Source organism: Streptomyces sp. NPDC050528, from assembly GCF_044457795.1.
GTDB lineage: Bacteria > Actinomycetota > Actinomycetes > Streptomycetales > Streptomycetaceae > Streptomyces.
Genome location: NZ_JBITHH010000009.1, coordinates 63,219 through 88,864 on the forward strand (window position 1 = coordinate 63,219; position 25,646 = coordinate 88,864).

Here is a 25,646-nt window from a genome sequence, read left to right on the forward strand (position 1 = left end):
TGACCGCACGACACCCATCACCGGGCACCAGGCACAAGTGCCCCGTCAGCACCGGAACCGACGCCGCAGTGCCGTATGGACCGGAGGACAGGTCACAAGGGACGACGACCACATTGGACGGCGCGAGCCTCGACGACGGACGAAAAATGTCACGATTGGTCACTTCGATGCAAGATGCCCGCACCCGGTGCTGTGGATGCTGAGATAGGCCATGGAACCAGGCCGTCGTGAGACCCATCCCAACATGATCCCTGTGGCCGAGGAGCCATTTCGCGCCCTGCTGGAAGCGGCCCCCGACGCGATGGTCATCGTCGACGACACCGGCATCATCCGCCTGGTAAATGCCCAGACCGAAGCGCTGTTCGGTCATCCCCGCAACGAACTGCTCGGCCGTCCCATCGAGATGCTGGTCCCGGAGCGTTTCCGCGCTAAGCACCCCAGTCACCGTCTGGGCTATTCCGCCAACCAGCAGGTCCGTCCGATGGGAGCCAATCTGGACCTGTACGGGCTGCGCCGCAACGGGGCCGAATTCCCAGTCGAAATCAGCATCAGCCCCCTGCAAACCCCCGACGGACTGTTGATCTCCGCCGCCGTGCGCGACGTCAGCGAACGCAAGGCCGCCGAAGCCCGCTTCCGCGCCCTCTTGGAAGCCGCCCCCGACGCCATCGTCATCGTCGACGACACCGGCACCATCCAACTGGTCAACGCCCAGACCGAAGCCCTTTTCGGCTACCGACGCGAAGAACTCCTGGGACAACAGGTGGAAATCCTGGTCCCCCAGCGGTTCCACCATCACCACCCCGCCCACCGGCACGGCTACGTCGACAACCGGCGTGTGCGTCCTATGGGCGCCGGACTGGAGCTGTACGGACTGCGCCGCAACGGGGCCGAGTTCCCGGTCGAGATCAGCCTGAGCCCGCTGGAGACCCCGGACGGCACTCTGGTCTCCGCCGCCATCCGCGACGTCAGCGAACGCAAGAAGGCCGAGGCCCAGCTCGCCGAACTCTACGAACAGCAGCGCCACGTCGCCCTCACCCTCCAGCGCAGCCTGATGGGCTCACCCGCACCCCTGCCCGGCATGGACACCTCCAGCCGCTACTTCCCCGCCCGGCAGGGACCCGGCGTGGGCGGGGACTGGTTCGACCTGATCGCCCTCGGCGGCGGCCGTATGGGGGTGCTCATCGGTGACGTCATGGGCCGCGGCCTGGAGGCCGCCGCCGTCATGGGCCAGCTGCGGTCGGCCTCCCACGCCCTGGCCAAGACCGGCATGCCGCCCTGGCAGCTGATGCGGGCCCTGGACGCGGTCGTCAGCGAGCTGCCCGACCAACTCGTCACCTGCTGCTACCTGGTCCTGGATCCCGACGAGAGTGCCCTGACCGTGTGTTCGGCCGGTCATCTGCCGGTGCTGGTGGTGGATCCCACCGGGCAGGTCCGCAGGCTACCGGTCGACGTCAGCGTGCCCCTGGGTGTCGGCGACGTGCCCCACCAAGAGACCCGGCTGACCGTTCCGCCGGCCTCGGTGCTGGCCCTGTACACCGATGGCCTGGTGGAGACCCCCACCAGCGACATCGAACTGCAGATCGACGCTCTCGCCATCGCTCTGGAAAAGGCCGCCGCCGACACCACTTGCCTGGAGCGGGCAGCCGACTGTGTTCTCACCGCCCTGCTGCCCGACCCCCAGGACTACAGCGACGACGTGACCCTGCTCCTGGCCCGCATCCCGCCCGCTCCGGTGACCGCCGTGTCCGCGCTCCTCCCGGCACAGCCCATCAGCGTGCGGGAAGGACGCCAATTCCTGCGCCGCACCCTGCGGGACTGGCACTGCGAGACCCTCACCGACACGGCCTGCCTGCTGGCCTCGGAGCTACTGTCCAACTCGGTGCGCCACGCCTGCGACCCCCTGCGGCTGCGAATGCGCCGAACCCGGGACGAACTCCACATCGAAGTCTGCGACGGCAGCCCGGTCCTGCCCCGCGCCAGGACCGCGGGCCCCGACGAGGAGTCGGGCCGCGGACTGGCTCTACTCGACCAACTGGCCTCAACCTGGGGCACCTTGCTCGCCGAGGAAGGCAAAGTCGTGTGGTTCTCGCTCCCCCTGCCCGGCTCACCTCACCGCCAAGGCGAGGGCACGTCGGGAGACACGAGCGGCGCTCCGGAGTAACCACTCCTGACCCGGGCAGCTCCCCTGTCCCCGCTGAGCTGCTCTGTCGCACGCCGAATCCGGCGAAGGGAGCGCCCGTCACCAAGACCCGTCCTTGGCCGCAGCAGAAGCCTCCGGCCCTGCCCTCCTGGCGAGATGCCCCCGCCTCGGACACCGATCGGGACCGGGCAGTCGCAGGCGTTGAAAGTACGCACACCGCCACGAGGATCCGTTGCGCGCGGACGCGCGACCCCGGACGGGGGCGGCCGGGCCGAGATTTGCCAGGTACACGCCGACGCCGCCGCGCGAGCCCGGGTTCAGCCGCTTATGCGCTTTCGCCGCTGCGACCGATCAAATGCAGCCCGTCCAAGTGGTGCTGGGACTGCTCCAGTGATGCTGGCTGTGAGATACCGATCTGCGCAGATACGTTCGGTAGATCGTGCCCGTCAGCCGTCGCACCGAGTTGCGTGTGAAGTCCGGCAAGCCCTTTGGCCAGTGCACGCCTTTCAGCCTGCGGCATGGCGCTGATGGCGCGGTGGAGCATGTTCTCGCGCTGCTCGCGGATTCTTAGCAGGTGTGTTCTTCCCGCAGGGGTCAGTCGCAGGGTGACTTCGCGTCCGCTGTCGGGGCAGGGCAGACGTTCAAGGAAGCCGATGGCCTGCAGACGGTCGCAGAGGCGGCTGACGGAGGGAGGCGCCGTGGCAAGGAGTTTGCACAGGGCCCGCATGCGTATGCCCCCCTCGCGGTCCACGAGGTACATCAGTCGCAGCTGTGTGGTGGAGGCGGGCGCGGTGGTGGCCGATTCTCTGGCTCTTGCCCACATCACGTCGAGGAGTTCGACGATTGCGCCGGCCGACTGGGTGGCCTCGCGGGAGAACCTGCGCGGAGCGGAGTCCGGTGCCGACATGTGCTTCCCCATCGGTGTGTCCCGCTCATGCCATGGAAGGTGTTGTGCGGGGGTGTCATGCGGTGCCGTGCGGCCCGGTGGGGCGGGCGGATGTCTCTTCCCATGAGGCCGGGGTGCTGGCTTCCCGGGCGCGGGGAGCGTTCACAACGTCGGCCGGGGACGCCGTGAGGTGGTCCAGGATACCGGTGATGGTCAGCAGCCGGTCCAGTTGCGGTGTGCGGTCGTCCAGATGGAGGTGCACACCGGCCTCGCCGGTCCTGCGGCGGATCATCAGCAGGATGGACAGCCCCATCGAGTCGACGATGTCGAGTTCTGCGCAGTGCAGATGCAGGTCGGACAGGTGCCGGTGTTCGGCGAGGGTGGTGGTGACAGCTGCCAGGAGGCTGTCCGCGTTGTCGTAGTCGAGATCGCCGGCCAGCTCGATGCGGACCGTGCGCTCGGTGTCGATTGTGGTCAGGCGCAGCCCGGCCTGGGGCGTCGTGCTCATACGGGGGTCCCGGCGGTGGTGCGGTGGACGAGGGTCAGTGCGTGGGTGCCGCGTTCGATGATGCGGGTGGCTCGCGGGAAGTCCTTGAGCTCGCGAGCCAGGATGTCCAGAGCCGGGGGCAGGCTCTGCTCGGGCACCCCGCGGGCGGACAGGATGCCGGCGGTCCAGGTGAGGAAGCCGGTGAAGAGGTCTTCGTCGCCCATGTACAGGGCGGTGGCGAGGAATTCCACGATGTGGGAGAGGTCTTCTGCCGTGTGCTCGCGCTGGAGGTCGCTGTACGAACGCATGGCGGGGAACGCGTCTTCCAGGCCGCTGAAGACGGTGCGCACGAGAGCGGACCTGTTGCGGGCGACCATGGTGTATTCCTGGTCGGCGAGGTGGGGCAGGTCGTCGATCTGCTGGTGGTCGGGCTGCGGGCGGGACAGCGGTCTGCGGGCAAGACGATCGGCAGCGGCACGGGCGTCGGGTGCCCAGGCGTCGGCACCGAGCAGGCGGGCGTAGCGGCCGTCCGTGCCGAAGGCCGCGCCGCCGACGAGGACGGGTACGCCCACGGCCTGGCACGCGGTGATCGCGGCATGCGCGGTGGGCAGTCGGGTCGCGATCGAGCTGGACAGGGCGATGGCGTCGGCATCCGTACGGTGCAGGTGGGCGATGAGGTGGGGTGCGGGGACCTGGGCGCCGAGGTAGTCCACGTGCCAGCCGCGCAGTTTCAGGACTTCGGCCAGCAGGCGGGCGGGCAGGGCGTGCCATTCGCCGTCCGGGCAGGCCACCGTGATCCTGCCCCGGGTCGGGACGCCGCGTGTGGCGGAGTGCAGACCGAGGGCGGCGACCACCCGCTCGTTGATGGCGGTCGCGGCGTGTTCCTGGGCCACGCTGAGGCGGTTGGCGGCCCACTCCTCGCCGACCCTGCCCTGTACCTTCGCGATCACGTCCAGCAGCACGCCCTCCGGGGCGACTCCCTCTTTCAGAGCGCGCAGCACGACATCGGTGGCCGTGTACTCGTCGGTGGCAAGGACGGCTTCCCACAGCTCATCGACGCGTTGCTGGATGGCTTCGTCACCATGACTGCGGTGCGGGGTAGTGGTGGTCATCCAGTGAACCTGCCCCGAGTGTGCCCGTTCACCGCCGTGAGGTGGTGAGTGCGGGGCGCGGAGATCACGACGACGGCCATGTCGTCGTGGGGACCCTGACCGATCCACCGCCCGGCGAGCATCTGGACATGTTCCACGATGCTCTCGGCGGGCATGCTCGCGCACTCCGACAGAGCGCGCATCAGCCGTTCCTCCCCGAACTGGACGTCTCCCATGGGGCCGCCCCTGGCCTCGGTGATCCCGTCCGTGTAGAGCACGCACGACTCCCCGGGCGCGAGCGTCACAACCGCCGTACGGGCGGTGGCTGCGGGGATGGCCCCCACCAGGGTGCCGTGGGTGTCGGCCTCCTCGACGAGGCCACTCTCGCGCAGGATCAGTGGAGCCGGGTGGCCGGCGCTGGTCAGCCGCAGGTGCACCTCGTTTCCCCGCCGCACGGCGGAGGCCAGGACCATAGTGGCGAACCGGGTGTGGTGGGAGTTCAGCAGCGCCGTGTTCAGCAGACTGATCATCCGCTGGTGGTCATCGGCCATGGGCAGAAGGGCGTGCAGCGTGTTGCGGATCTTGCCGGTCAGAACAGCGGCTTCCAGGCCCTTGCCGCACACATCACCGAGCGCGACCAGCGACGCCTCGCCTTCCACCGCAGCGGGGTGCACGTCGTAGAAGTCCCCGCCGACCCGCTCGTGATCCGCCGACGGCCGGTAGCCGCCGGCGAATTCCACCCCCGAGATCTGGTGCAGCGACGGAGGAAGCAGTTCCCGCATCAGCACCTCGGCGATCGACGTCTGCTCCGCATACAGCCGCGCGGCCGACATCGCCGCCCCGGCCCGCGCGGCGAACAGCCGGGCGAAAACCTCCTCGCCCTGGGTGAATGCCCGCGTGCTTGAACGGCGCAACAGAACGAGGGCACCGGCCGCGACACCGTGCCCCGGCAACGGAGTGATCACCATCGAGCCGACCGCACCGAACCCCTCAGGAACCAGCCAGCCCGGTGCGGTGGCCGGATCGATCCACCGCGAAGGCACCGGCGGGAAGCCGCGCAACGCCTCGCCCAGACCCGGCACCTCGTCCGGGTCGGCCGACACACGGACCAAGGCAGGGCTGCCGCCGCGTAGGCAGGTCACCACCGGCAGCCGCATTCCGCGCGACGGCACGATCACCAAAGCGGCATCAGCGAGATGCTCGGTGGCCAATTGCGCGGTCACGTCCATGCAACGCCCCAGGTTCAGGGAGGAGAGCAGCATGCTCGACGCCTTGGCCAAAAACGTGGTTCGTTCCCGCTCCAGGTGCAGGGCTTCTCGCACCGTGCGGTGATCGGTGTCGTCCACCAGCCACCAGGCCACCGCGCCGTCGGCCCGCATGCTGTGATGCGCCTCGAAGCAGCGCTCACCGATCGCACCGGCCACCGGTGTGCCGGTTCCCTGCCCGGCACGCGGGCCCGGAAGCCGCAGTGCGTCGTGGGCCGTCGCGAGCCAGGCCGGGGCCACGTCGTGAAGGCGGTCTCCGGGGCGGGCGTCCGGCAGAAGGACGGTGGCAGCGCTGTTGACCAGAATGACCATGCCCCGGACGTCGGCGACCAGGACCGGATAAGGCGCCTGGTCCCATGACCATCCGGACTCTGCCCTTGGTGCGGCTTGCGGTTGTGTGGAGACCAAATACTGAGGATCCGCTGAGCGGACCCCTCACCTCATCGACTCGGAGAAACGTTGCCTTTAGGCAACCATCCCGCATCCGGCACCCCGCTGGCAACCAGCACCCTCCTTCACCCACATTCACCCGAGGCGACCGCCGACGGCCGCGAGCAGCCCGGACCGGTGTCACCGTCATCGCCTTGTCCCTCTGGTCGCCCAAGCCGGTGGGCCTTCGGCGGTCGCCCGAAGCCGCGACCTCACCGAGCGCGCCGCAGGCTCGTACAGCCCGGAACTCGGCACCACCGACGCCACGGCCACGGCGTCCGCCGGCGATCTGCGCGACGACCACCACGAGCAGGCGATACAAGCGCGCAGACGCCTACCCGATCGGAGCAAGAGTCCCCGCGGCAGCGGCGACACGCTCTGCCCTCAGCGGTGAGGAAGAGCGTGTCACCGCTGCAGTCGTCAGCACATCGTTAACGGGCACACGTCGTGGGGCCAGGCGCCGTTACGGCAGAGCCGGGCTCGTCTCAGCCCGGCCCTGGCGAAGCGGTCCGCCTTCGTGCCACGGGGCCTCGGGCGGGCCGGCGCCGTACGCATCGCGTCCGAGAGGTCAGAGGAAGCGCCGTATCGGCAGGACGGCTGACTCCTTGACGCGTTGGAGCAGCGCGCGTCGCTTCCACCGTCCGGCACGGATGAGTTCGCTGTGCTCCAGGTCTTCCGTGAAGTGGCGGTCCAGCGTCGCGGTGAACGCGGGGTCCAGCACGGCGAGCATGACCTCCTCGTCGTTGTCGAGGGAGCGGCGGTTGAAGTTCGTCGAGCCGATGAGCGCCGTGGCCCTGTCGACGGTGACGACCTTGGTGTGGAGCATGGTCGGCTGGTAGTGGAAGATCTTCACCCCGCACGCGGTGAGATCCTCGTAGTAGCGCTGGCCCGCCAGCTGGCACACCCGCTTGTCGGTGTACGGGCCGGGCAGCAGGATCTCCACCTCGACCCCCCGGCGGGCCGCGCCGCACAGCAACTCGATGAAGAACGCGTCGGGCGCGAAGTAGGCGGTGGCCAGCCGGATCCTCTCCTCCGCCGTCTCGATCACCACGCGGAACAGGGTCTGCATGTCCTGCCAGCCGAAACTGGCCGAGCCCCGCACCACCTGCACCACGGCATCGCCCCGCGGGGTGTGGTCGGTGAACCGGTCGCGGTCGTCGAAGAGTTCGTCGTGGCACTCGGCCCAGTTCTGGGCGAAGGCGGCGGCCAAACCGTCTACGGCGGGCCCGGTCACCTGCACGTGGGTGTCGCGCCATTCCCCCGGGCCGCGCGCGTCGCCGCACCACTCCTCGGCGATGCCGACGCCGCCGGTGAAGGCCGTCTCCTCGTCGACGACAAGGACCTTGCGGTGACAGCGGTGGTTCTGCTTCAGCGGAGACAGGTACAGCGGCTTGCGGAACCAGGCCACCTGCACCCCGGCCCGCTCCATCGCCTCCAACTGGTCCTTCTCGATGAGCCGACTCCCGAAGCCGTCCAGCAGCAGCCTCACGCGTACTCCCGCACGCGCCCGCTCCGCGAGCGCGTCGGCGAACTGCCGGGCGATCTCCCCCTTCCAGTACACGAACGTCATCATGTCCACCGTGTGCCGCGCGGACCGGATCCGGCCCAGCATGGCGCCGAAGATCTCGTCCCCGTTGCGCAACGGGAGCAGCGCGTTGCCTTCCGTGGCCGCGATCCCTATGAGCCGTTCCAGCCGGCGTCTGGTGCGCCGGGCCCGGTCGTCGAGGACGCCACTGATGTCCGCCGCACCGCCGGGCTCCTCGGATCCGACAGTGCCCGCCGTTTCGGCGGATGTGACGGCTGCGTTCTGCGTGTTGGGCACGGTTGGACCTTCCTGGACATCGAGCCGGGGGACGAAACCCGGATGCCCTCGTATTTCGAGGGCATCCGCAACGGCATGGCTCCTGGATCGGCAACGGCACGCGGACAGGGACAGGCCCGCCGTGTGGCGAACAGCAAGGCGGTCGCGGCGGCGGCCCGTGCGGGCTTCGTCGCCCGCGGGGTCATCTACGTACTGATCGGCGTCCTCTCCCTGCGGATCGCCTTCTTCGGCGGGGGCGAACAGGCCGACCGGGGCGGCGCGATCGCGGAGAGCGCCCAAAAGCCCTTCGGCACGGTGCTGCTGTGGCTGCTGGGGATCGCGCCGGCCGGGGGCCAGCCGCCGCCATCGTGTCCCGATCTCCCGACGATGGCCGACCAGTTGACGCGCGAGGCGCCGCAGGTGCGCGGTGGACAGATCGATCGCCGACGGATGGACAAGCACGTCAAGCTCCTGGTGGCGCACAGTGGATCTTGGCCGTGACACCGTCTACCAGGAGCTTCACCCTGTTGCGGAGCCGACCAACTCGCGGACCACACATCCAGGTCGGAATGGGCTCAGTCTCCTCGACGGGCCATTCCGCGTAGTCCGTGCCATTCACGTACCCGGGTGCGGGCCCCAGCGCGGCTGCGGCGTCAAGAACGGCCTCCACCGCGTCCTTCGGGCTGTGCGCGCGAGCGAGGACCGGCTTCTTCGGGGTTCGGGGCAACAGGAACTCCACAGGTCGTAGGCACGGAAACATCCTGGACGACTCCGGATGTCCGGAAGGACGGCACGCGGATGTCCGCACCCCGCCCGGAGCCGCCGACCCCGCGCTACAACACCGGCGGGGCGTCAGCAACCGTGCGAACGTCAGATCCAAGCCTTCAACGACTTCGGTCTCCGCGACCCGGCAAGCCGCCCCACATGACTAACGGCTTCCCTGAACTGCCGCTCCCACAGCAGGAGTTGGCCACTCACCTGCCGGGGTCGAGTCGCTGGGCGAGGTCGTGGGCCATGGCGCTGGTGAGGTCTCCGTCGTAAGCGCCGACGATCTCGACACGGCCCACGGTGATCGAGTGGGCCACGCTGGGAGCGCCCCAGAATTTGCCGTCCACGACGATGGCGAACTGGTTGCGCGGGGCCGGGGCCGACGCGAGGGAGCCGGTCAGCGTGGCGAAACGGGTCCGGTCGGCGGGCGTGAGGGTCACCTCCACCTGCCAGCTGCCCTTGACGGAGCCCTTCTCGGCCTTCGCCGCGGAGACACGGGCGTCACTCATGCCGCCGGCCGCGTCGGCGTGAATGCACATCGCCGGGTGGGTCTCGGTGCGTTGCACGGTATAGCCGCCGCCCGCCGGGGTGCAGGCCCGCTCTGTCGCCGAGGTGACCGGCAGGAGGGCGATCGTGGCCGCCTTTGTAGCGCCTTGTCCTTCGGCGGGCTGCACCACATGGGCGCGCAGGGGGTCGTCGTCCGCCACAGCCACCCAGGCGGTGGCAACCGCCGCGGCGAGGGCAACCCCGACACCGGCGCGCGTCAGCCGCTGCCGCCGCCGGGCGACCCGCAGTGCGCCGTCGGCCAGGCCGACGAGATGGGTGCCGACGTCACCGTCGCGCTCCCGGACATGCGTATGCAAGGTGTCGTGCAGCAACGTTTCGTGCAGCAGCTCCTCGGTCGAGTCGTTCATGCGGTCACGCCCCTTCCGGAGGCATTGGAGGAGGCGGACGGCCCTGTCTCGGCCAGGGTGATGCGGAGCGTGACGAGGGCCTTGTGGGTCTGGCTGCGGACCGTGCCCGGAGAGACGCCCAGGATCGCGGCGATCTCGCTGTCGGGCCGGTCCTCGAAGTAGCGGAGCACGATCACCGCACGCTGACGCTTGGGCAGTCGCCGCAGCGCGGTCATGATGTCCTGCCGCTGGACGACGGCGTCGGCCCAGTTGGCGCTCTGTGCGGACGGCTGGTCCGGCACGGAGTCCGTGACCGTCTCCCGCCCCCAGCTGAGCAGCCGGAAGCGATCCACCTGGGCGTGGTAGAGCGCGCGGCGCACATAGATCTCTGGCTGTTCCCGGTCACGGAGCTTGGACCAGCGTCGGGCCGTGGAGGCAAGCGCGGTCTGGAGCAGGTCCCGGCCCTGTTCCCAGTCGCCGGTCAGCAGGTAAGCCGTGTGCAGCAGCGATCTCGACCGCGCCGCCACGAACTCGCGGAACTGGTGTTCCTCGTCGGCGTTCAATGCGCCCTCCCTCGTTCCCCCGTAAAGACGGGTTCGGACACGCAAACGACTGCCCTGCCGCACCCACTTTCTCCGTCTCGTCCACCGGACAGCAACGCCGAAGGCCATGGAAGGACGCCGGCACGCCAGGCCGTGGAGGGAGGAACCCGGAGCCGCAGGCGACTGACTTCAGCCGATCGGTGTGCCGGTTCCGATCTTGGGGAAGGTCGGCCGGACAGTGAGCATCACCGAAGGCGTGCGGAACACCGGGTCGGGCCGGATGGGGCCCTGGCAAGATTTTCGTGAAGCTGGGCTGTGCCACCGCGCGCCGGTGACGTTCCGTCACGGGTAGCGGGACCTTCGGCGAGTGTGCTGACCTCGTACGAATGGTGTCGCCGCACCTCGATGCGGTGCAGGTGGAACGAATGTGGGTGGCGGGCGGCGTGGTCCGCATCGCCGCCCGTACCCGCGAGTTGGTGGTTGTGTGTCCGGATTGCCGGTGCGAGTCGACGCGGGTGCACAGCCGGTATTCCCGCACGCTGGCCGATGTCGCTGCCGGGGGCCTTCCGGTGCTGATCAGTCCGGCGGTGCGGCGGTTGTTTTGTGACAGTGCGGACTGCGGTCGGCGGACGTTTGCCGAGCAGGTGGAGGGGCTGACGCCGCGGTATCCGTGTCGCGGTCCGCTGCTGCAGCATCTGATCGAGATGGTCGGGGTGCTGCTCGCCGGCCGTGGCGGGGGCCGGCTTCCGCGCATCTTGAAGACGCCGTTGTCGCCGACGAGTGTGCTGTACCAGTTGATGCGCATGGGAATTCCGTCGGTCGCGACACCGCGGGTGCTGGGCGTGGATGACTTTGCGTTGTACGCGGCCGTCCACGGCACGCTGCTGGTGGATGCGGACACGCGGCTGTCGATCGAGTTGTGGGCCGGGCGCGATGCCGAGCAGCGGTCCTCCTGGCTGCGTGCGCATCCCGGCGTCGAGGCGGTGTGCCGGGACGGTTCGCCGGTCTACTGGCAGGACATTGCTGAGGGAGCCCCGGACGCGGTACAGGTCAGCGTCCGTTTTCATCTGCGGCAGGGGCTGTCGAAGCGGGTCTGGGACATCGCGGCGGCCCACCGCGGCTGCGTGGCCGCGGCAATACGTGAACCCGAACCGGCCCCACCGCGATCGCCCGCCCGGCCCCGCCGGCACCCGACGGACCCGCCGAAGGGGTCCCGCTCCCTGACACGCCCGCGTCCGAGTTTCCGAGCGACATGGGCGAGCAGCCCGCGAGCACCGGGCAGGTGAACAGCACAGATGATGCGGCGCGACGGGTGGAACGCATGATGACCCCTCATGGACAGGCGGAAGCTGAGCAGATGCTGCCCCACCCGCCTGTCGGCCTACCGCCCAGCGTCGACGGCGCTGGGCGCAGGAACGGCACCCCGCATATCGCCACTGCCCGTGAACCACGCATGGGCGGGCAGCTGGCACCAAATCGACGTTCTCCCAGCGCGCATCCCTGAGGTCCTTCTCCCCAAGTCCGGTCCCGGACTGGCTGCGTGGCAGCAGAATCAGGGCGTCGAGACCCGTCCGTCGTACGTCTCCGACGTGACATACGACGGACGGCGGTGACGTACGCGAGCACGACGGCCGGGGTCGCATCTGTCCTACCGTCAGACGCGTTCGTAGAAGCCGTCCAGCCGGCCGCGTGCGAGCACGTCACCCGCGGCGGCCAGGACGGCCCGCGGCTTGGCGGAGTCGGGCACGGTGTCGCCCTTGCCGACGGTCAGCGGCTTGCCCAGGGCGAACAGCTGGAAGACATAGCGGTGCGGGCCGTGGCCCTTGATCGGGGCGGGGCCCAGGTATCCGCGGCGCGAGCCCGAGCTGAGCAGCCGCACGCCGTCCGCGGGGGTCTCGGCGTCGAGGCCACCCTGCGGGACACCGGTCAGGGTCGCGTCGAGCAGTGCGATGCCGTGGTTGTACGGCAGGGCCGTCGGAGCGTCGGGATCCTCGATGACCAGCAGCAGCTGTGCCGTCTCCGGGGGCGCCGCGTCCCAGTCCAGAGCCGGTGAGAGATCCTGCCCGCCCAGGCGCTTGCCCGCGTGCAGAGTCGGGATCGTCGCCTCGTGCGCGAAGTCGGGACTGCTCAGCTGCAGCGTGTTCGCGCCGGTGAGGTTCGGCGCGTTCCAGGCGAGTCCTTCGCCCCCTGCCCGCTTGTCCTTCGGTAACTTGCCCATCGCTGCCATGAGTTACTCCTTGTGGTGCTGGTGTCGGGTCGGTGTGGTCTTCGGGTGCGTCACAGGCGTCGGGCATCCGCGGGGAGAGCAGGGGTGCGGCGAAGCGGCGGATCTCCTCAGCTCCTCAGTATCGACTGACATATCCGCACATACCTTCAGATACCAACAGTCGGACGGCATGATTGTGGCGTCGTTGGGTGTTCGGTGTTCGGTGACAACAGGACGGAACACGACCAGTCCGAGGTCGGTGCACAGGTCCGGCGAGTCGGGGCGGCGGTGCTTCCCGGAGACGCCGTGGGGACGGGACTCGTTCCTTATACATCGGGGACCCGACGGCTCGCACAGAAAGATTACGGGCAAATAGCACTAAACGTCGCAGAGTTGTGGCAGTTGGCGCTCCAACGGACCGGGGTTCGGCAGTTGCAGCCGTACAGAGCCTGCTCCGATACATCCTCGATCGGGCACCCCATAAGCCGTGTCACGAGGATCGAGCCCACTGGATGATGTGCTTCGCCGGCACAACCTCCGACCGGCACTCGGGCGCCGGCGATACCGCGCGGCGCGAGCCTTGCCGGTCACCAGCCCGACACCCCGGTCCCCTCCCCCGCTGCCCGCGCTCCCGCCCCACCTCCCTCTGGTCCCTGGGCGGGCGTGGGGGGGCGCAGGGGGGATGTCAGCCCAACCGGAAGCCAGGACCACAGCAGGTGACCAGCGACAACCGCAAGCCGCAGAATCCGCCGCCAGTGCTGTACCCGAATGGGTTCGCCGGGTCGGTGGTCGTGGCGATTGGATGCGGGATGACGTCCGCTCCGACCGCTGCAGGCGCGGTGGCCGAGCCTGTCCGCGTGCGCAGACTTACACCGATCAGGAGGGCAGAAATTCCAGCGGATCGTGCGCCGGGGCAGCATCGGTTCAGTGCATTACCGGCGCGCGAAGATGCTACCGGCCTCGGCCGGCGGGAACCGGGTGTCGGTGATCGCCCAGCTGGTGCAGGCCGACGAGGACACCGTTCGGGATGTGATCCACCGGTTCAACGAGATCGGCCTGGCCTGCTTCGCCGCTCGGTGGGCGGGAGGCCGTCCCCGCCAACTCATCTGTGACGACGAGGACTTCCTCGTCCAGACTCCACCACACGCCCCACCAAAACTCGGCCAGCCGTTCACCCGCTGGCCACTGCGCAAACTCGTCGCCCACCTGTGGAAAGTCCATGGCCGGATCATCCGCATCGGCCGCGAGACCTTACGCGGGCCGCCCACCCGCCGCGGCGTCACCTTCCAGCGCACCACGACATGGAAGGAATCCCCGGACCCCGACCGCGAAACGAAGCTGGACCGGATCGAGGAGGTCCTTCACCGCTTCCCCGACCGGGTGTTCGCCTTCGACGAGTTCTGCCCGCTCCGCATCCGGCCCACCGCGGGCTCGGGCTGGGCCGAACGAAAACATTCCGGCCGAATGCCGACCACTTACCACCGCACTCACGGCGTGCGCTACTTCCACGGCTGCCACTCGGTCGGCGACGACCGCCTCTGGGGCGTCAACCACCGAAGAAAGGGGGCCGCCGACACGCTGGCCGCACTGAAGTCGATCCGCGCCGCTCGGCCCGACGGTGCCCCGGTCTAGGTGATCCTGGACAACCTGTCCGCCCGCAAAGGCGCCGACATCCGCCGCTGGGCGCCACAGCACAAGGTCGAGTTGTGCTTCACCCCGGCCTACGCGCCGTGGGCGAACCCGATCGAGCCGCATTTAGGACCGCTGCGGCAGTTCACCATCGCCAACTCGAAGTATCCCAACCACACCGTGCAGACCCGGGCCTTGCACACCTACCTGCGGTGGCGCAACGCCAACGCCCGCCACCGGGGCGTCCTGGCCGTCGAACGCAAGGAACGCGCCCGCATCCGCAGCGAGAAGGGCATCCACTGGGGCGGACGGCCCACAGCCACGGCCGTATGAGGATCTGGTCGCCGCGACTCAGCCCTGGCGAGAGCGGGCAATGAGCTGTGCCCCCTCTGCGGTGAGCAACTGCGGCATCAACCGGCTCAGCGCAGCGGCATGCTGACGGACTCGCTTAAGCACGGCTCGCCGGGTCGGGGCCCAGCCGGGAACGTCCTGAGCGGGACCGCATCCGCTCAGGACATACAACTCGTCCAGCCATACGCCCCTGGCCCTCACGCCGTCCGATGCGACCGGGGCGACCAGCGTCGTCACCACGGGTTCGTGCACGTCCAGGAACCAGACCTCCACGTCCAAGCCGGCGCCGTGGAAGAGAAACCCGCTGTCGGTCTGTACCGGGCCCGAAAAGCCGATGTGCTCGACCAGGAACGCGAACTCAACGCCTACCTCAGTCCGGAACGCCTCGGCCAGATTCCCCCGATTCCCCATTCTTCGATACTCCGAGATCATCGGCCCCGGCGGAAGGCCCAGACCCGGTGGGCCTTCACCGTCCCGCCGCCTGGGGCGCAGGCGACTGGCCGGCGGCGGCGAACACGGTGAGGCCGTTCCCCGACTCCGCCCTGGCGGGCCGGGGATGGGTGGCGGGTGTCCATCGAGTCGCCCGGCCTCGCCCTCGCCGACGTACCCCGTCTCCCCGCACTCCTCGTACAAGGCCGGCCGGATGGGCCTGTCCACAGACCAGCGGGCCGCAGCGGACCGGGCCTGCCGCTTCGAGTCACACTCGGATACAAGGCTCTCTACTGCCTTGTAGACGTCGCGGGCTAGGTCCGCGGTCGCATTCCAGGATCTGCCGTGAGTCGCTGCAGTCCATGTTGCCTGGCTGCCTCACAACGTCGGGAGCAGGCCACTCCCCTCTGCTCCCAGACGGTCACATTTGAATCGGTAGGACGCACGGCTGCGTACGGAGGCCGCTGACTCCTCGAGCACCGCACCGATACCCCCAGGGGGTAAGATGCCGACACGGGCGTCCGGTGCGCACGGTGAAGGTGGGTCTCATGGAGATACGGACAGCGCACAGCGGCGGTTCAGCCGTTCGCTGGGCGTACGGGGTGTTCCTCACCTTGTGCCTCGCGCTGGCCGTGGTCGCCCACCATGAGATATGCGGGATGAATGCCTCGCCGATGCGGAGCGTGGCCCGCGCCGCTCATGTGGCACCGGACGAGACAGGGCCGTCCGTCCTGGACGCCTCCCCGCACAGCGCCGACGACTGCGAATGCGCGATGCCCGGGATGCAGCACTGCACCGCGGCGAACGTCCCCTCCGTACAGCTCGCCCTGCCGAACCAGAGCGCCTTCGACCTGTCGGCGGATCTTTTGCCGGCCTTGTCCGGACACGCACCGGGCGCCGTGACGAGCAGAGCCCCGCCCGATCTCTCCATCCTCTCGCAACTGCGCATTTAGGCCGCGCCCGACGGCGCGCGATGTGCCGCCGTCCTTCCGCGACCACATCAGCAGTTACGACACAGAGGACAACAACACCATGAATGGCATCAACCGCCGTTCCATCCTGCTTGCCGGCGCGGGGATCGTCGGCGCCGGCACACTCACGGCTTGCAGCAACGGCTCCGACAATGGCGACGCACTGGTCAACCCTACGGCCTCGGCCGTCACCGCCGCCGACATGAAGCGCAAGGCCACGGGACGGCGGAAGCAGGTCACCCTGACCGCGGCACCCGCGATGATCGACCTGGGTGCCGGGGTCATGCCCAAGACCTGGGCCTTCGACGGCCGCACCCCCGGGAAAGAGGTCCGGCTCTCCGCCGGTGACACTCTCGTCGCCGAGCTGTCCAACCAGCTCCCGAACAAGACGACCACATCGATCCACTGGCACGGCATCGCGCTGCGCAACGACATGGACGGCGTGCCGCCAGCCGTCCAGACCGCCGTGCGGGCCGGTTCCACCTTCACCTACTCGTTCATCGCCCCCGACCCCGGCACGTACTTCTTCCACCCGCATGTCGGCGTACAGCTCGACCGCGGCCTGTACGCCCCGCTGATCGTCGAGGACCCCAAGGAGCCTCTGTCGTACGACGACGAGTGGGTCGTCCTGCTCGACGACTGGCTCGACGGCGTCACCGGCACCCCCGACGAGGTCTTCGCCGAGCTCAAACAGGGCATGGGCAGCATGAGCGGAATGGGCATGGGCGGCAGTTCGGCGAGCCCGAGCAACTCGGACGACGGCATGGGGAGCATGGGCGGGATGGACATGGGCGGTTCCGCGTCTCCGTCCGCTTCAACCTCCGCCTCCGGCGGCATGTCCAAGAAGTTCATGCTCATGGGCGCCACCAGCCCATTGCTCGGCGGCGACGCGGGTGACGTCAGGTACCCGCACCATCTCATCAACGGCCGCGTGGCGACCGACCCGGACGTCTACACCGGCAAGCCCGGCAAGAAGGTACGGCTGCGCATCATCAACGCCGGCTCGGACACCGCCTACCGGGTCGCCCTCGGCGGCCACAAACTCACCGTCACCCACACCGACGGCTTCCCGGTCCAGCACCAGGAGGTGGACGCTCTCCTGGTCGGCATGGGCGAACGCTACGACGTCCTCGTCACCCTCGACGACGGAGTCTTCCCGCTCGTCGCCCTGGCCGAGGGAAAGAACGCCAACGGTCTGGCCCTGCTACGCACGGGCTCGGGCAGCACCCCGAAACCGGCCGTCCGCCCGAAGGAACTCGACGGCATGATCATGACGGCGTCCCAACTGCGCGCCGACGACGACGTACGGCTGAAGTCCGCCACGACCGACGTCACGCACCAGGTCAAGCTGACCGGCGGCATGGGCAGGTACAACTGGGCCATCAACGGCAAGCCCTTCGACATGAAGGATCCCGAGGCGAACCCGATCCTGGTCCAGGAGGGGCAACGGGTACGGCTCGACTTCGTCAACACCACCACCATGTGGCACCCGATGCACCTGCACGGCCACACTTATCAACTCGGCACCTCGGGCCCGCGCAAGGACACCGCGATCGTGCTGCCCAAGAAGACCGTGTCGGTGTACTTCGACGCCGACAACCCGGGCCAGTGGATGCTGCACTGCCACAACGCCTACCACGGTGAAGCCGGGATGATGGCGAACGTGGCCTACCAGGCCTGACGTTCTCCACCACGACGTCCGGGAGGGCGGCACCCAGGACGGAAGCAGTCCCGGGTGCCGCCCTCTCAGCCCTCCGCTGTTCAGCTGACGTTGACCGCGTTCCAGGCCGCCGCCACCGCGTTGTACTCGGTGGAGCCGGAGCCGTACAGATCAGCTGCCGCCGAGAGGGTGCCCGAGCGGGCGCCCGCGTAGTCGGTCGTCGACGTGAAGTACTCGGTCAGCGCCTTGTACCAGATCTGCAGCGCCTCGGCGCGGCCGATGCCGGTGACCGTGGAACCGTCGTACGTCGGCGAGTCATAGCTCACGCCGTTGATCGTCTTCGCGCCGCTGCCCTCGGACAGCAGGTAGAAGAAGTGGTTGGCGACGCCCGACGAATAGTGCACGTCCAGGTCACCGACCGAGGAGGACCAGTAGTCCGCCGAGCCACCGTCCTTGCTGGGCTCGTCCATGTAACGCAGCGGAGAGCCGTCGCCGTTGATGTCGATCTTCTCGCCGATGAGGTAGTCACCCACGTCGGACGAGTTGTTGGCGTAGAACTCCACGCCGGTGCCGAAGATGTCGGAGGTCGCCTCGTTCAGGCCGCCCGACTCACCGGAGTAGTCCAGGCCGGCCGTGTTCGCGGTGACGCCGTGGCTCATCTCGTGGCCGGCCACGTCCAGCGAGGTCAGCGGGTGGGTGTTGCTGGACCCGTCGCCGTACGTCATGCAGAAGCAGTCGTCGTCCCAGAACGCGTTCACGTACGAACTGCCGTAGTGCACACGGGAGTAGGCACCGACGCCGTCGTTCTTGATGCCGCTGCGGCCGAACGTGTTCTTGTAGAAGTCCCACGTCTCCTGGGCGCCGTAGGCGGCGTCGGCCGCGGCGGTCACGTCCGTGGTGGAACTGGAAGCAGCGCCGGTGCCCCACGAGTTGGTGGTGTTGGTGAACAGCGTGCCGGTGCCGGAGCTGGTGGTGTGCTTCAGGTTGTACGTCTTGTGACCACCACGCGTGGCGTCGGTCAGGCTGTACGTCGTGCCCGACAGGGTCGTGTCGAGGCTGACGGTGCCCGAGTACAGGGTCTTGCCGGTGCCCGTGGCGTTCTCGATGCCCTGGTACTCGAAGAGCTTCTTGCCGGTGGCCGCGTCGGTGATGACGTGCAGCTGGTTGGGGGTGCCGTCGTCCTGGAGGCCGCCGACGATCGTCTCGTAGGCGAGGACGGGGGTGGCGCCGCCGGCCCAGATGACCTTGCGGGCACCGTCGGCGGCGGACTTCGCGGAACCCAGCGTCTTGGCGGCACTCACGGCCTGCTTCTCGGCCTTCGCCGCGGTGATCTTCGGCTTGAGCGAGGCGACCTTGATGGCGGCCTTCGCCGCCTTGGTCACGCGCTCGGTCCTGCCCGCCTTGGTGGTGGCGACGACCAGGTCGCCGCCGAGGACCGGGAGGCCCGCGTAGGTGCGCTCGTAGCGGATGTGCACCGTGCCGTCGACGTCCTTGACAACGTCCTTGACGACAAGCTTCTCCTTGGTGCCGAGGCCTATCTGCCGGGCGGTCGCGTCGACATCGGCCTGGGCCTTCTGGATGAGTGAGGCGCGGGCCGCGTTGGACAGCGCGGCGGGTGAGCCGGCCGTGCGGGCCGCGGCCAGGGACCCTGCCTGGGCCGGGGCGGCGGTCGCACCGGTCGTCAGGGCGGTGGTGAGGAGGGCTCCGGCGGCAACGGCGGTGGCGATGGCGAGAGTTGTGCGCTTGTGACGCGCGTAGAGGGGGGTCACGCAAGCTCCTTGGTGGGGGGATCCCAGTCGGCGTGGGGGCGCCGGCCGGAATGGATGTGAAGTTGCTGAGCTCGTGCGGCGGGTGGAGAGAGAGTGACACTGGCGACGCGCACATGTCATGACCCCTTGAATGATGTTGGTTGAAAATTTGCTGTTCGGTTAACGTCGCGGGAATGCGAATGGGCGTTGCCCCCAAGTGTGGAACTCCGGGGCAGCGCCGTGCCGTTGCACTCGGCGCACGGTCTGCGGGAACGTCGACTTCCAGCTGGTGAGCGCGGTTTGGACCAAGGACACTCCCCTGGCTCGCTCCTGTGCGCACGGAAACCAGGAAGCGTGCGCGAGGGCTGAGCTCAGGGCCGGCTCGCGGCGTAGAACGGCATGGAGCTCAGCTGGGCGATCTCGATGTCCTTGCCGGTGCGCGGGGCATGGATGACCTTGCCGTCGCCGATGTAAAGACCGCTGTGCCGGCTGTCGTCAGCGGCACCTGGAACACCGCGGCAACGTCCTCGCGATCCCGCCACGCCGCCGACGCAGCCACCGCCCGCACGCGATGCGCCTCCTGCGTCGACGGCGACAACTACCGCGTATCCCTCACCAGTTCACTCACACAAGGACGAACGACCCAGAACACCTACCGTCTCGGATTTATAAGTCCGGCCGGTGCCGGCTGCCGTGCGGCGACAACCGCCGCGCAGCAGAGGGAGGGGAGATGGCCGTCGACGCCCGATGGCATAGTGCCCGCATGCTTCGACGGGTACTGATCGCCGGACGCCTCTCCGCCCTGACGGCCTGCCTCGTCGCCACTCTCGCCTCGGTGGCGATGCCCGCGATCCCGGCGTCGGCCGACGACTTGGGCCGGGTCTCCCTGCGGGTCGACGTCCCGGCGGTCTTCCGGATGTACAGCGCCGACGAGGGTGCCAAGGCCGCGAACAGCGACTTCGGCGTCTGCTGAAGCAGGGCACCGGCAGCGAGGACGGAGCGCTCAGGGCCGGCCTCACCTTCGAGACCGACGACATCGCCGCCCTCACGAAGGCCCGGTCCGGTCTCGACGCCCCGGACGCCGAGCAGGTGTACGCCAACCTGCTCGTCGCCTCCCGGATGCACCAGGCCGTCTTCGGCCACCGGCTCGACCGGTGATCGCTTCCGTCCGGGGCCTTTGCCCGAGAGGCAATATACCCAGGGGGGTATTTGACAGCCCTGCGGCGAGCACTTTAGCCTCGCCTCATAGATACCCCCCAGGGTATATCAGGAGGTTCCGAACGTGGCTCGTGAAGTGCATCTGGAAGCGCTCGCCGCGGCTCTGGCCGCCGGCGAGGTCGTCGTGGATGTCCGGGAGCCGGGCGAATACCTGGCCGGCCATGTACCGGGCGCGCGGCTGATGCCGCTGGGCGCACTGGCGGGCCGGATCGGCGAACTGCCCGCCGGCCGACCGGTGTACGTGATCTGCGCCGGCGGCAACCGCAGCCTGACCGCCGCCGACCGCATGACCGCGAGCGGCATCGAGGCGTACTCCGTGGCCGGCGGCACCAGCGGCTGGGCCCGGACCGGCCGCCCCCTGGTGACCGGACCCCACGCCACCGCGGCCTGACCGGACCCGCCCCTGTCGGCCGCCTCAGGCCCCGGCCCGATTCTCCGGGCACCGTATCCGCAGTCAGACCGATAGGAGTCCTCCCTTGGCCTCCGTACCCTCACCCCCCACCCACCGCCACGTCGTCATCGTCGGCGGCGGCAGCGCCGGGATCGGCGTCGCGGCCCGACTGCGCCGCGCCGGTGTCACCGACATCGCCCTGATCGAACCGTCCGACACCCACTGGTACCAGCCGCTGTGGACCCTGGTCGGCGGCGGCCAGGCACCGCTGCGCGCCACCCGCCGCTCCGAGGCGTCCGTCGTCCCCGACGGAGTGCACTGGATCCGGCAGGCCGCCCAGGCCGTCGACCCCGATCTGCGGACCGTCACCCTCACCGACGGACGCGAACTCGGCTACGACTTCCTCGTCATGGCGCCCGGCCTGCAACTCGACTGGAACGGCGTGCCCGGCCTCGCCGAGGCCATCGGCCATGACCGTGTCACCAGCAACTACGCACCCGAGTACGCCCCGCGCACCTGGGACCTGATCCGGGGCATGCGCTCGGGCACGGCCGTCTTCACCCACCCGGCCACCCCGCTCAAGTGCGGCGGCGCCCCGCAGAAGATCGCCTACCTGGCCGCCGACCACTGGCGCAGGCAGAAGGTCCTGGACCACATCCGGATCGTCCTCGTGATCCCCGACCCGGCCCTGTTCAAGGTACCGGCCTGGTCCGAGGTGCTGGAGAAGGTCGCCGCCCGGTACGGCACAGAGGTGCGGCTGCGCTCGGAGATGACCGCCGTCGACGGCGACGCCCGCGAGCTGACCGTCACCGATCACACCACCGGAACCAAGGAGACTCTTGCCTACGACCTCCTGCACGCCGTGCCACCGCAGAGCGCCCCGGACTGGGTCAGGACCGGCCCGCTCGCCGACCCCGCAAGCCCGCAGGGATTCATCGCGGCCGACAAGCACGCCCTCCACCACCCGGGCCACCCCGAGGTGTTCACGCTCGGCGACGTGGCGAACCTGCCGACGTCCAAGACCGGCGCGGCCGTCCGCAAGCAGGCCCCGGTGGTCGCCGCCAACCTGCTCGCCGCCCTGCGGGGCGCCGAGCCCACCCGCCGCTACGACGGCTACACCTCCTGCCCTCTGGTGACTGCCCGCGACAAGATGCTGCTCGCCGAGTTCGACTACGACCTGAAGCCCACCCCGAGCTTCCCACTCATCGACACCTTCAAGGAACGCCGCGACATGTGGCTGTTCAAGCGGTACGGCCTGCCGCCGCTGTACTGGCACGGCATGCTCACCGGCCGCCTCTGACCGACCGGCCCGGGCCTCCCCCGACCCGGGCCCGTCACCTCACCACCCCGCACAGGACCAACCCTGATCATCCATATACCCCCCAGGGTATTAGGCGCATCCATCCACAACGGAGGCCATCCGTGTACTTCGCCCAGCACTACCTCGACTGCCTCTCCCAGGCGTCCTACCTGATCGCCGACGAGTCCACCGGCAAGGCCGTCGTCGTCGACCCGCGCCGCGACGTCTCGGAGTACCTCGCCGATGCCGAGGCCCACGGCTTCACCATCGAGGCCGTCATCAACACCCACTTCCACGCCGACTTCCTCGCCGGCCACCTCGAACTCGCCGACCGCACCGGCGCCTGGATCGGCTACGGCCACCGCGCCGAGACGGAATACCCCATCCGCAGGCTCACCGACGGCGAGCGCGTCAGCCTCGGCGACGTCCAACTCCAGATCCTGGAAACCCCCGGCCACACACCGGAGTCCATCAGCGTCCTGGTCTACGAACACGCGGCCGACACCGTCCCCTACGGCGTGCTGACCGGCGACGCGCTGTTCATCGGCGACGTCGGCCGCCCCGACCTGCTGGCCTCCCTCGGCGTCACCGCCGACGAACTCGGCCGCATGCTCTACGACAGCATCCAGCACAAGCTCATGGACCTGCCCGACGCCGTCCGCGTCTTCCCCGCCCACGGCGCCGGCTCCGCCTGCGGCAAGAACCTCTCCGCCGAACGCCAGTCGACCATCGGCCAGCAGCGCGCCACCAACTACGCCTGCACGCCCATGAGCGAGCGGGAGTTCGTCACCCTCGTCACCGCCGGACAGCCCTCCGCACCCGGCTACTTCGTCTACGACGCCATCCTCAACCGCAAGGAACACAGCCTGTTCGACGCGGCCGTCCCCCAACAGCCGCTGTCCGCCGCCGAGTTCATCGACCGCCGCGCCGCCGGGGCGCTCGTCCTGGACGCCCGCGACCCGCTGGAGTTTGCCGCCGGCCACCTGCGCGGCTCCGTGAACGTGCCCGCCGACGGGCGGTTCGCCGAGCAGTCCGGCACGGTCGTCTCTCCCGACCAGGACATCGTCGTCATCGCACCACAGGACCGCGAGGAGGAGATCGTCACCCGGCTCGCCCGGATCGGCTTCGACCGCGTCGGCGGCTACCTGCGCGAACCCGAAGGCGCCTTCCCGGCCATGGCCGACGAGCTACGCCAGGCAAGCCGTCTGACCGCCCATCAGCTCCGCCAGGCCCTCGGCAGCGAACAACCCCCGCTCGTCCTCGACGTCCGCAACACGGCCGAACGCGAGGAAGGCTTCATCGAGGGATCCGCGCACATCCCGCTCGCCGAACTCCCCCGCCGCCTCGGCGAGATCCCCGCCGACCGCCCTCTGGTCGTCCACTGCGCGGGAGGCCACCGCTCCTCCATCGCCGCCAGCCTGCTCCGCCACAACGGCCGCACCGACGTCTCCGACCTGCTTGGCGGTTACGGCGCCTGGCTGACCGAGCCGGCGACAGCCGACGCCTGACCCTCCCCTGTCGCATCGGCGGCGGCCATCCCCACGGCCGCCGCGCGGCACCCCGCCCGCATTTTGCTGTCCGCTGTTCCGGCGGCCCCGTCCGCCCTGTGAAGGAGATCCTGTGACCGCCGACGCCACCGGCCCGCGCCCGACCCTGCGGCTCGACCCGGCCGCCCTGCGCGACCTCACCCAAAACGGCGACGGGCCCAGGCTGCTGGACGTGCGCACCCCCGGTGAGTTCCGCACCGCCCACATACCCGGCTCCTACAACGTCCCGCTCGACACCCTGCGGGAACACCGCGCCGAACTCCTGCACCACCTGGACGAGGACGTCGTCCTGATCTGCCGCTCCGGCGGACGCGCCGCCCAGGCCGAGCAGGCCCTGACCGAGGCCGGGCTGCCCAACCTGCGCATCCTCGAAGGCGGCGTCCTCGCCTGGGAGACGGCCGGCGGTCCGCTCAACCACGGCCCGGCCCGCTGGGACCTCGAACGCCAGGTACGCCTGGTCGCGGGAGGCATCGTCCTGCTGTCCGGCCTCGCGACCCTCCTCGTCCCCGGGCTCTACCTCATCGGCACGGCCGTCGGCGCGGGCCTGACCGTCGCCGCGCTCACCAACACCTGCGCCATGGGCATGCTGCTGTCCAAACTCCCCTACAACCGCGGCCCACGCACCGACCTGCGGTCAGTCATCGGCGCCCTGGGGGCACACTCCTGATCACCGTCGCCGCATCCCTGTGATCGGTGCCGGCCTCGGCATCCTGGACAACTGCTCCATCCTCACCATGCCCATCCTGATCCAACTGACCCGTATGGAGGCCAAGCCGACCATCGCCGCCTCCCTCTTCGTCCGCGTCACCAGCGCCGCCGGCGCCGTCTCGCACGCCCGCCGGACGCGTCCGATGGCGCACCGGGCTGCTGTTCGGCATTGCCGGAGCGTACGGCGGAGGGCAGCTCACGGAGTTCATCCCGGGCACGGTCCTGCTGCTGATCGCTTTCCGCCGGACGTGGGTCGCGACGGCGATCGCCATGCTCCCCGGCCGCCCACCGAGTCGTCGCCCGCTGCGAAAGAACCGTGCTGGTCGCGGCCGTCAATGAGTGGCTGTGCCCCCCTGGCTCGCCACCCACACCGCCCCGCAACGACGCCGAGGATGCCTCAAACGGTCGTGACGGATGTTCCGCCCCATTCCTCCGGGGCAACATCGGCGAGCGTCTCCGAGAACGTCCACTGGTGGCCCGCAAGGTCCTCGGCGGTGTACTGCCGTTCGCCGTATTCGAAGTCGGTCGGTTCCATGAGGATGCGTGCGCCACTGTCCCGGGACCGCTCGTAGTGGGCGTCAACGTTTTCCACACGGACCGTCACCGAGTGCGTGACCTCGCCGGGGCGTGGCGGGCGGCGGTCATGTCGTACGTCTCCGACGATCACGGCACCATCGCCGAAACCGAGTTGTGCGCGATGGTCCTCGCCGATCCGCACCCGTTCGGCAAACCCGAAGGCCGCACCGAGCCAGGCGACCGCCTCACGCACATCGGGATAGATCAGGACGGGGATAACCGTCGACGCCGGAATGGAGCGATTCGGTTTCATGTCTGACTCCCGCCTTTGGGCCACGCCGCGCCACTGAAGTACGTACCCACCAACAGACGCTGGGGCTGTTCCTCGCCGGAAACCTCCACGGACGCGGAAGAAGGTCGTCCGATCTCAGCCCCAATTTAGCGGAGCAGTGTCTGCGTGAGCCGCCGTAGCCGCAGCGACAGGTCGGTCTTCCTCTGACCTTCCGCAGCAGTGCCCAAGTCTGCGAGAAGGGTGCGGTCGACGAGGTGCAGGGCAAAGCCGACGGGCACCGGGCAGTAGTGCCGGCTCGTCGGAGAACGCCGCTGCCGAACTGGAACATCGTCCGGTGGTGGCTGCCACCATCGATCCGCCTGCGCATCGTGACTGGCC

Annotated in this window: 22 protein-coding genes and 2 pseudogenes; 12 read left to right on the forward strand and 12 right to left on the reverse strand. The window is 69.2% G+C overall.

Features of this window, described 5'->3' with window-relative positions; all coding sequences use genetic code 11:
• Positions 1-244: 244 nt before the first annotated feature.
• Positions 245-2,161 carry a PAS domain S-box protein gene (locus ACIBK4_RS29490; RefSeq protein WP_398999330.1) on the forward strand — a complete coding sequence of 639 codons (1,917 nt, stop codon included), beginning with the start codon at positions 245-247 and terminating at the stop codon, positions 2,159-2,161.
• A 304-nt stretch (positions 2,162-2,465) separates the two neighbouring features.
• Here the strand turns inward: ACIBK4_RS29490 and ACIBK4_RS29495 are convergent, their stop codons facing one another.
• The 5 genes from ACIBK4_RS29495 to ACIBK4_RS29515 form a co-directional block, all read right to left on the reverse strand.
• On the reverse strand, positions 2,466-3,047 hold the full coding sequence (locus ACIBK4_RS29495; protein WP_398999332.1) for a MarR family winged helix-turn-helix transcriptional regulator: 582 nt from the start codon (positions 3,045-3,047) through the stop codon (positions 2,466-2,468).
• 55 nt (positions 3,048-3,102) lie between these two features.
• Positions 3,103-3,534, reverse strand: a complete 432-nt coding sequence (locus ACIBK4_RS29500) for an STAS domain-containing protein (protein WP_398999335.1) — start codon at positions 3,532-3,534, stop codon at positions 3,103-3,105.
• Positions 3,531-4,625 carry a B12-binding domain-containing protein gene (locus tag ACIBK4_RS29505; protein ID WP_398999337.1) on the reverse strand — a complete coding sequence of 365 codons (1,095 nt, stop codon included), beginning with the start codon at positions 4,623-4,625 and terminating at the stop codon, positions 3,531-3,533. Before ACIBK4_RS29505 ends, ACIBK4_RS29500 begins: the two co-directional genes overlap by 4 nt.
• Positions 4,622-6,181, reverse strand: a complete 1,560-nt coding sequence (locus ACIBK4_RS29510; protein WP_398999339.1) for a PP2C family protein-serine/threonine phosphatase — start codon at positions 6,179-6,181, stop codon at positions 4,622-4,624. The genes ACIBK4_RS29505 and ACIBK4_RS29510 overlap by 4 nt, the downstream gene beginning before the upstream one ends.
• A gap of 685 nt (positions 6,182-6,866) precedes the next feature.
• A complete protein-coding gene (locus ACIBK4_RS29515) occupies positions 6,867-8,036 on the reverse strand; it encodes a phosphatidylserine/phosphatidylglycerophosphate/cardiolipin synthase family protein (RefSeq protein WP_399000063.1) in 1,170 nt (389 codons plus the stop codon).
• A 159-nt stretch (positions 8,037-8,195) separates the two neighbouring features.
• Between ACIBK4_RS29515 and ACIBK4_RS29520 the strand changes: the two are divergent.
• Positions 8,196-8,450: pseudogene (locus ACIBK4_RS29520) on the forward strand (DUF1206 domain-containing protein); the annotation flags it as partial.
• A gap of 623 nt (positions 8,451-9,073) precedes the next feature.
• Here ACIBK4_RS29520 and ACIBK4_RS29525 read toward each other — a convergent pair.
• Together ACIBK4_RS29525 and ACIBK4_RS29530 are read right to left on the reverse strand one after the other, a co-directional pair.
• Positions 9,074-9,781, reverse strand: a complete 708-nt coding sequence (locus ACIBK4_RS29525; protein ID WP_398999341.1) for a SecDF P1 head subdomain-containing protein — start codon at positions 9,779-9,781, stop codon at positions 9,074-9,076.
• Positions 9,778-10,323, reverse strand: coding sequence for a SigE family RNA polymerase sigma factor (locus ACIBK4_RS29530; protein ID WP_398999343.1), 546 nt, complete (start codon positions 10,321-10,323; stop codon positions 9,778-9,780). The genes ACIBK4_RS29525 and ACIBK4_RS29530 overlap by 4 nt, the downstream gene beginning before the upstream one ends.
• 365 nt (positions 10,324-10,688) lie before the next feature.
• On the opposite strand from ACIBK4_RS29530, the gene ACIBK4_RS29535 reads away from it, so the two are divergent.
• Complete coding sequence (locus tag ACIBK4_RS29535; RefSeq protein WP_398999345.1) at positions 10,689-11,588, forward strand: transposase family protein; 900 nt, start codon at positions 10,689-10,691, stop codon at positions 11,586-11,588.
• Positions 11,589-11,956: 368 nt separating this feature from the next.
• Here ACIBK4_RS29535 and ACIBK4_RS29540 read toward each other — a convergent pair whose 3' ends face one another.
• Positions 11,957-12,520, reverse strand: coding sequence for a YbhB/YbcL family Raf kinase inhibitor-like protein (locus ACIBK4_RS29540; RefSeq protein ID WP_398999347.1), 564 nt, complete (start codon positions 12,518-12,520; stop codon positions 11,957-11,959).
• 827 nt (positions 12,521-13,347) lie between these two features.
• Between ACIBK4_RS29540 and ACIBK4_RS29545 the strand changes: the two are divergent.
• Positions 13,348-14,470: pseudogene (locus ACIBK4_RS29545) on the forward strand (IS630 family transposase).
• A gap of 18 nt (positions 14,471-14,488) precedes the next feature.
• Here ACIBK4_RS29545 and ACIBK4_RS29550 read toward each other — a convergent pair.
• Entirely contained in the window at positions 14,489-14,920 is a 432-nt protein-coding gene (locus ACIBK4_RS29550; RefSeq protein ID WP_398999349.1) for a hypothetical protein, read from the reverse strand.
• 545 nt (positions 14,921-15,465) lie between these two features.
• Between ACIBK4_RS29550 and ACIBK4_RS29555 the strand changes: the two genes are divergently transcribed.
• Positions 15,466-15,870 carry a hypothetical protein gene (locus tag ACIBK4_RS29555; RefSeq protein WP_398999351.1) on the forward strand — a complete coding sequence of 135 codons (405 nt, stop codon included), beginning with the start codon at positions 15,466-15,468 and terminating at the stop codon, positions 15,868-15,870.
• A gap of 79 nt (positions 15,871-15,949) precedes the next feature.
• Entirely contained in the window at positions 15,950-17,569 is a 1,620-nt protein-coding gene (locus ACIBK4_RS29560) for a multicopper oxidase family protein (RefSeq protein WP_398999353.1), read from the forward strand.
• An 80-nt stretch (positions 17,570-17,649) separates the two neighbouring features.
• Here the strand turns inward: ACIBK4_RS29560 and ACIBK4_RS29565 are convergent, their stop codons facing one another.
• Complete coding sequence (locus tag ACIBK4_RS29565) at positions 17,650-19,317, reverse strand: M4 family metallopeptidase (protein WP_398999355.1); 1,668 nt, start codon at positions 19,315-19,317, stop codon at positions 17,650-17,652.
• Between the two features lie 350 nt (positions 19,318-19,667).
• Positions 19,668-19,838, reverse strand: a complete 171-nt coding sequence (locus ACIBK4_RS29570; protein WP_398999357.1) for a hypothetical protein — start codon at positions 19,836-19,838, stop codon at positions 19,668-19,670.
• Between the two features lie 221 nt (positions 19,839-20,059).
• Here ACIBK4_RS29570 and ACIBK4_RS29575 point away from each other — a divergent pair, with 221 nt between their 5' ends.
• From ACIBK4_RS29575 to ACIBK4_RS29600, 6 genes are all read left to right on the forward strand, one after another.
• Positions 20,060-20,269 (forward strand): hypothetical protein, encoded by a 210-nt coding sequence (locus ACIBK4_RS29575; protein ID WP_398999359.1) that lies wholly within the window; start codon positions 20,060-20,062, stop codon positions 20,267-20,269.
• A complete protein-coding gene (locus ACIBK4_RS29580; protein WP_399000066.1) occupies positions 20,266-20,454 on the forward strand; it encodes a DUF2202 domain-containing protein in 189 nt (62 codons plus the stop codon). Before ACIBK4_RS29575 ends, ACIBK4_RS29580 begins: the two co-directional genes overlap by 4 nt.
• A gap of 124 nt (positions 20,455-20,578) precedes the next feature.
• Positions 20,579-20,905 (forward strand): rhodanese-like domain-containing protein, encoded by a 327-nt coding sequence (locus ACIBK4_RS29585; RefSeq protein ID WP_398999361.1) that lies wholly within the window; start codon positions 20,579-20,581, stop codon positions 20,903-20,905.
• An 85-nt stretch (positions 20,906-20,990) separates the two neighbouring features.
• Complete coding sequence (locus tag ACIBK4_RS29590) at positions 20,991-22,205, forward strand: FAD-dependent oxidoreductase (protein ID WP_398999363.1); 1,215 nt, start codon at positions 20,991-20,993, stop codon at positions 22,203-22,205.
• Between the two features lie 122 nt (positions 22,206-22,327).
• Positions 22,328-23,713 (forward strand): rhodanese-like domain-containing protein, encoded by a 1,386-nt coding sequence (locus ACIBK4_RS29595; protein ID WP_398999365.1) that lies wholly within the window; start codon positions 22,328-22,330, stop codon positions 23,711-23,713.
• Between the two features lie 112 nt (positions 23,714-23,825).
• Positions 23,826-24,419 (forward strand): rhodanese-like domain-containing protein, encoded by a 594-nt coding sequence (locus ACIBK4_RS29600; RefSeq protein ID WP_398999367.1) that lies wholly within the window; start codon positions 23,826-23,828, stop codon positions 24,417-24,419.
• Between the two features lie 438 nt (positions 24,420-24,857).
• Here ACIBK4_RS29600 and ACIBK4_RS29605 read toward each other — a convergent pair whose 3' ends face one another.
• Positions 24,858-25,289: a VOC family protein gene (locus ACIBK4_RS29605; protein WP_398999369.1), complete on the reverse strand. Its 432-nt coding sequence runs from the start codon at positions 25,287-25,289 to the stop codon at positions 24,858-24,860.
• Positions 25,290-25,646: the final 357 nt, after the last annotated feature.

What these genes read in the sequence shown, in the direction of transcription:
- ACIBK4_RS29505 (WP_398999337.1), bottom strand. Translation starts at nt 4,625, where the DNA reads ATGACCACCACTACCCCGCACCGCAGTCATGGTGACGAAGCCATCCAG.
- ACIBK4_RS29535 (WP_398999345.1), top strand. Translation starts at nt 10,689, where the DNA reads ATGGTGTCGCCGCACCTCGATGCGGTGCAGGTGGAACGAATGTGGGTG.
- ACIBK4_RS29550 (WP_398999349.1), bottom strand. Translation starts at nt 14,920, where the DNA reads ATGATCTCGGAGTATCGAAGAATGGGGAATCGGGGGAATCTGGCCGAG.
- ACIBK4_RS29500 (WP_398999335.1), bottom strand. Translation starts at nt 3,534, where the DNA reads ATGAGCACGACGCCCCAGGCCGGGCTGCGCCTGACCACAATCGACACC.
- ACIBK4_RS29575 (WP_398999359.1), top strand. Translation starts at nt 20,060, where the DNA reads ATGCTTCGACGGGTACTGATCGCCGGACGCCTCTCCGCCCTGACGGCC.
- ACIBK4_RS29555 (WP_398999351.1), top strand. Translation starts at nt 15,466, where the DNA reads ATGGAGATACGGACAGCGCACAGCGGCGGTTCAGCCGTTCGCTGGGCG.
- ACIBK4_RS29525 (WP_398999341.1), bottom strand. Translation starts at nt 9,781, where the DNA reads ATGAACGACTCGACCGAGGAGCTGCTGCACGAAACGTTGCTGCACGAC.
- ACIBK4_RS29495 (WP_398999332.1), bottom strand. Translation starts at nt 3,047, where the DNA reads ATGTCGGCACCGGACTCCGCTCCGCGCAGGTTCTCCCGCGAGGCCACC.
- ACIBK4_RS29510 (WP_398999339.1), bottom strand. Translation starts at nt 6,181, where the DNA reads ATGGTCATTCTGGTCAACAGCGCTGCCACCGTCCTTCTGCCGGACGCC.
- ACIBK4_RS29540 (WP_398999347.1), bottom strand. Translation starts at nt 12,520, where the DNA reads ATGGGCAAGTTACCGAAGGACAAGCGGGCAGGGGGCGAAGGACTCGCC.
- ACIBK4_RS29605 (WP_398999369.1), bottom strand. Translation starts at nt 25,289, where the DNA reads ATGAAACCGAATCGCTCCATTCCGGCGTCGACGGTTATCCCCGTCCTG.
- ACIBK4_RS29560 (WP_398999353.1), top strand. Translation starts at nt 15,950, where the DNA reads ATGAATGGCATCAACCGCCGTTCCATCCTGCTTGCCGGCGCGGGGATC.
- ACIBK4_RS29490 (WP_398999330.1), top strand. Translation starts at nt 245, where the DNA reads ATGATCCCTGTGGCCGAGGAGCCATTTCGCGCCCTGCTGGAAGCGGCC.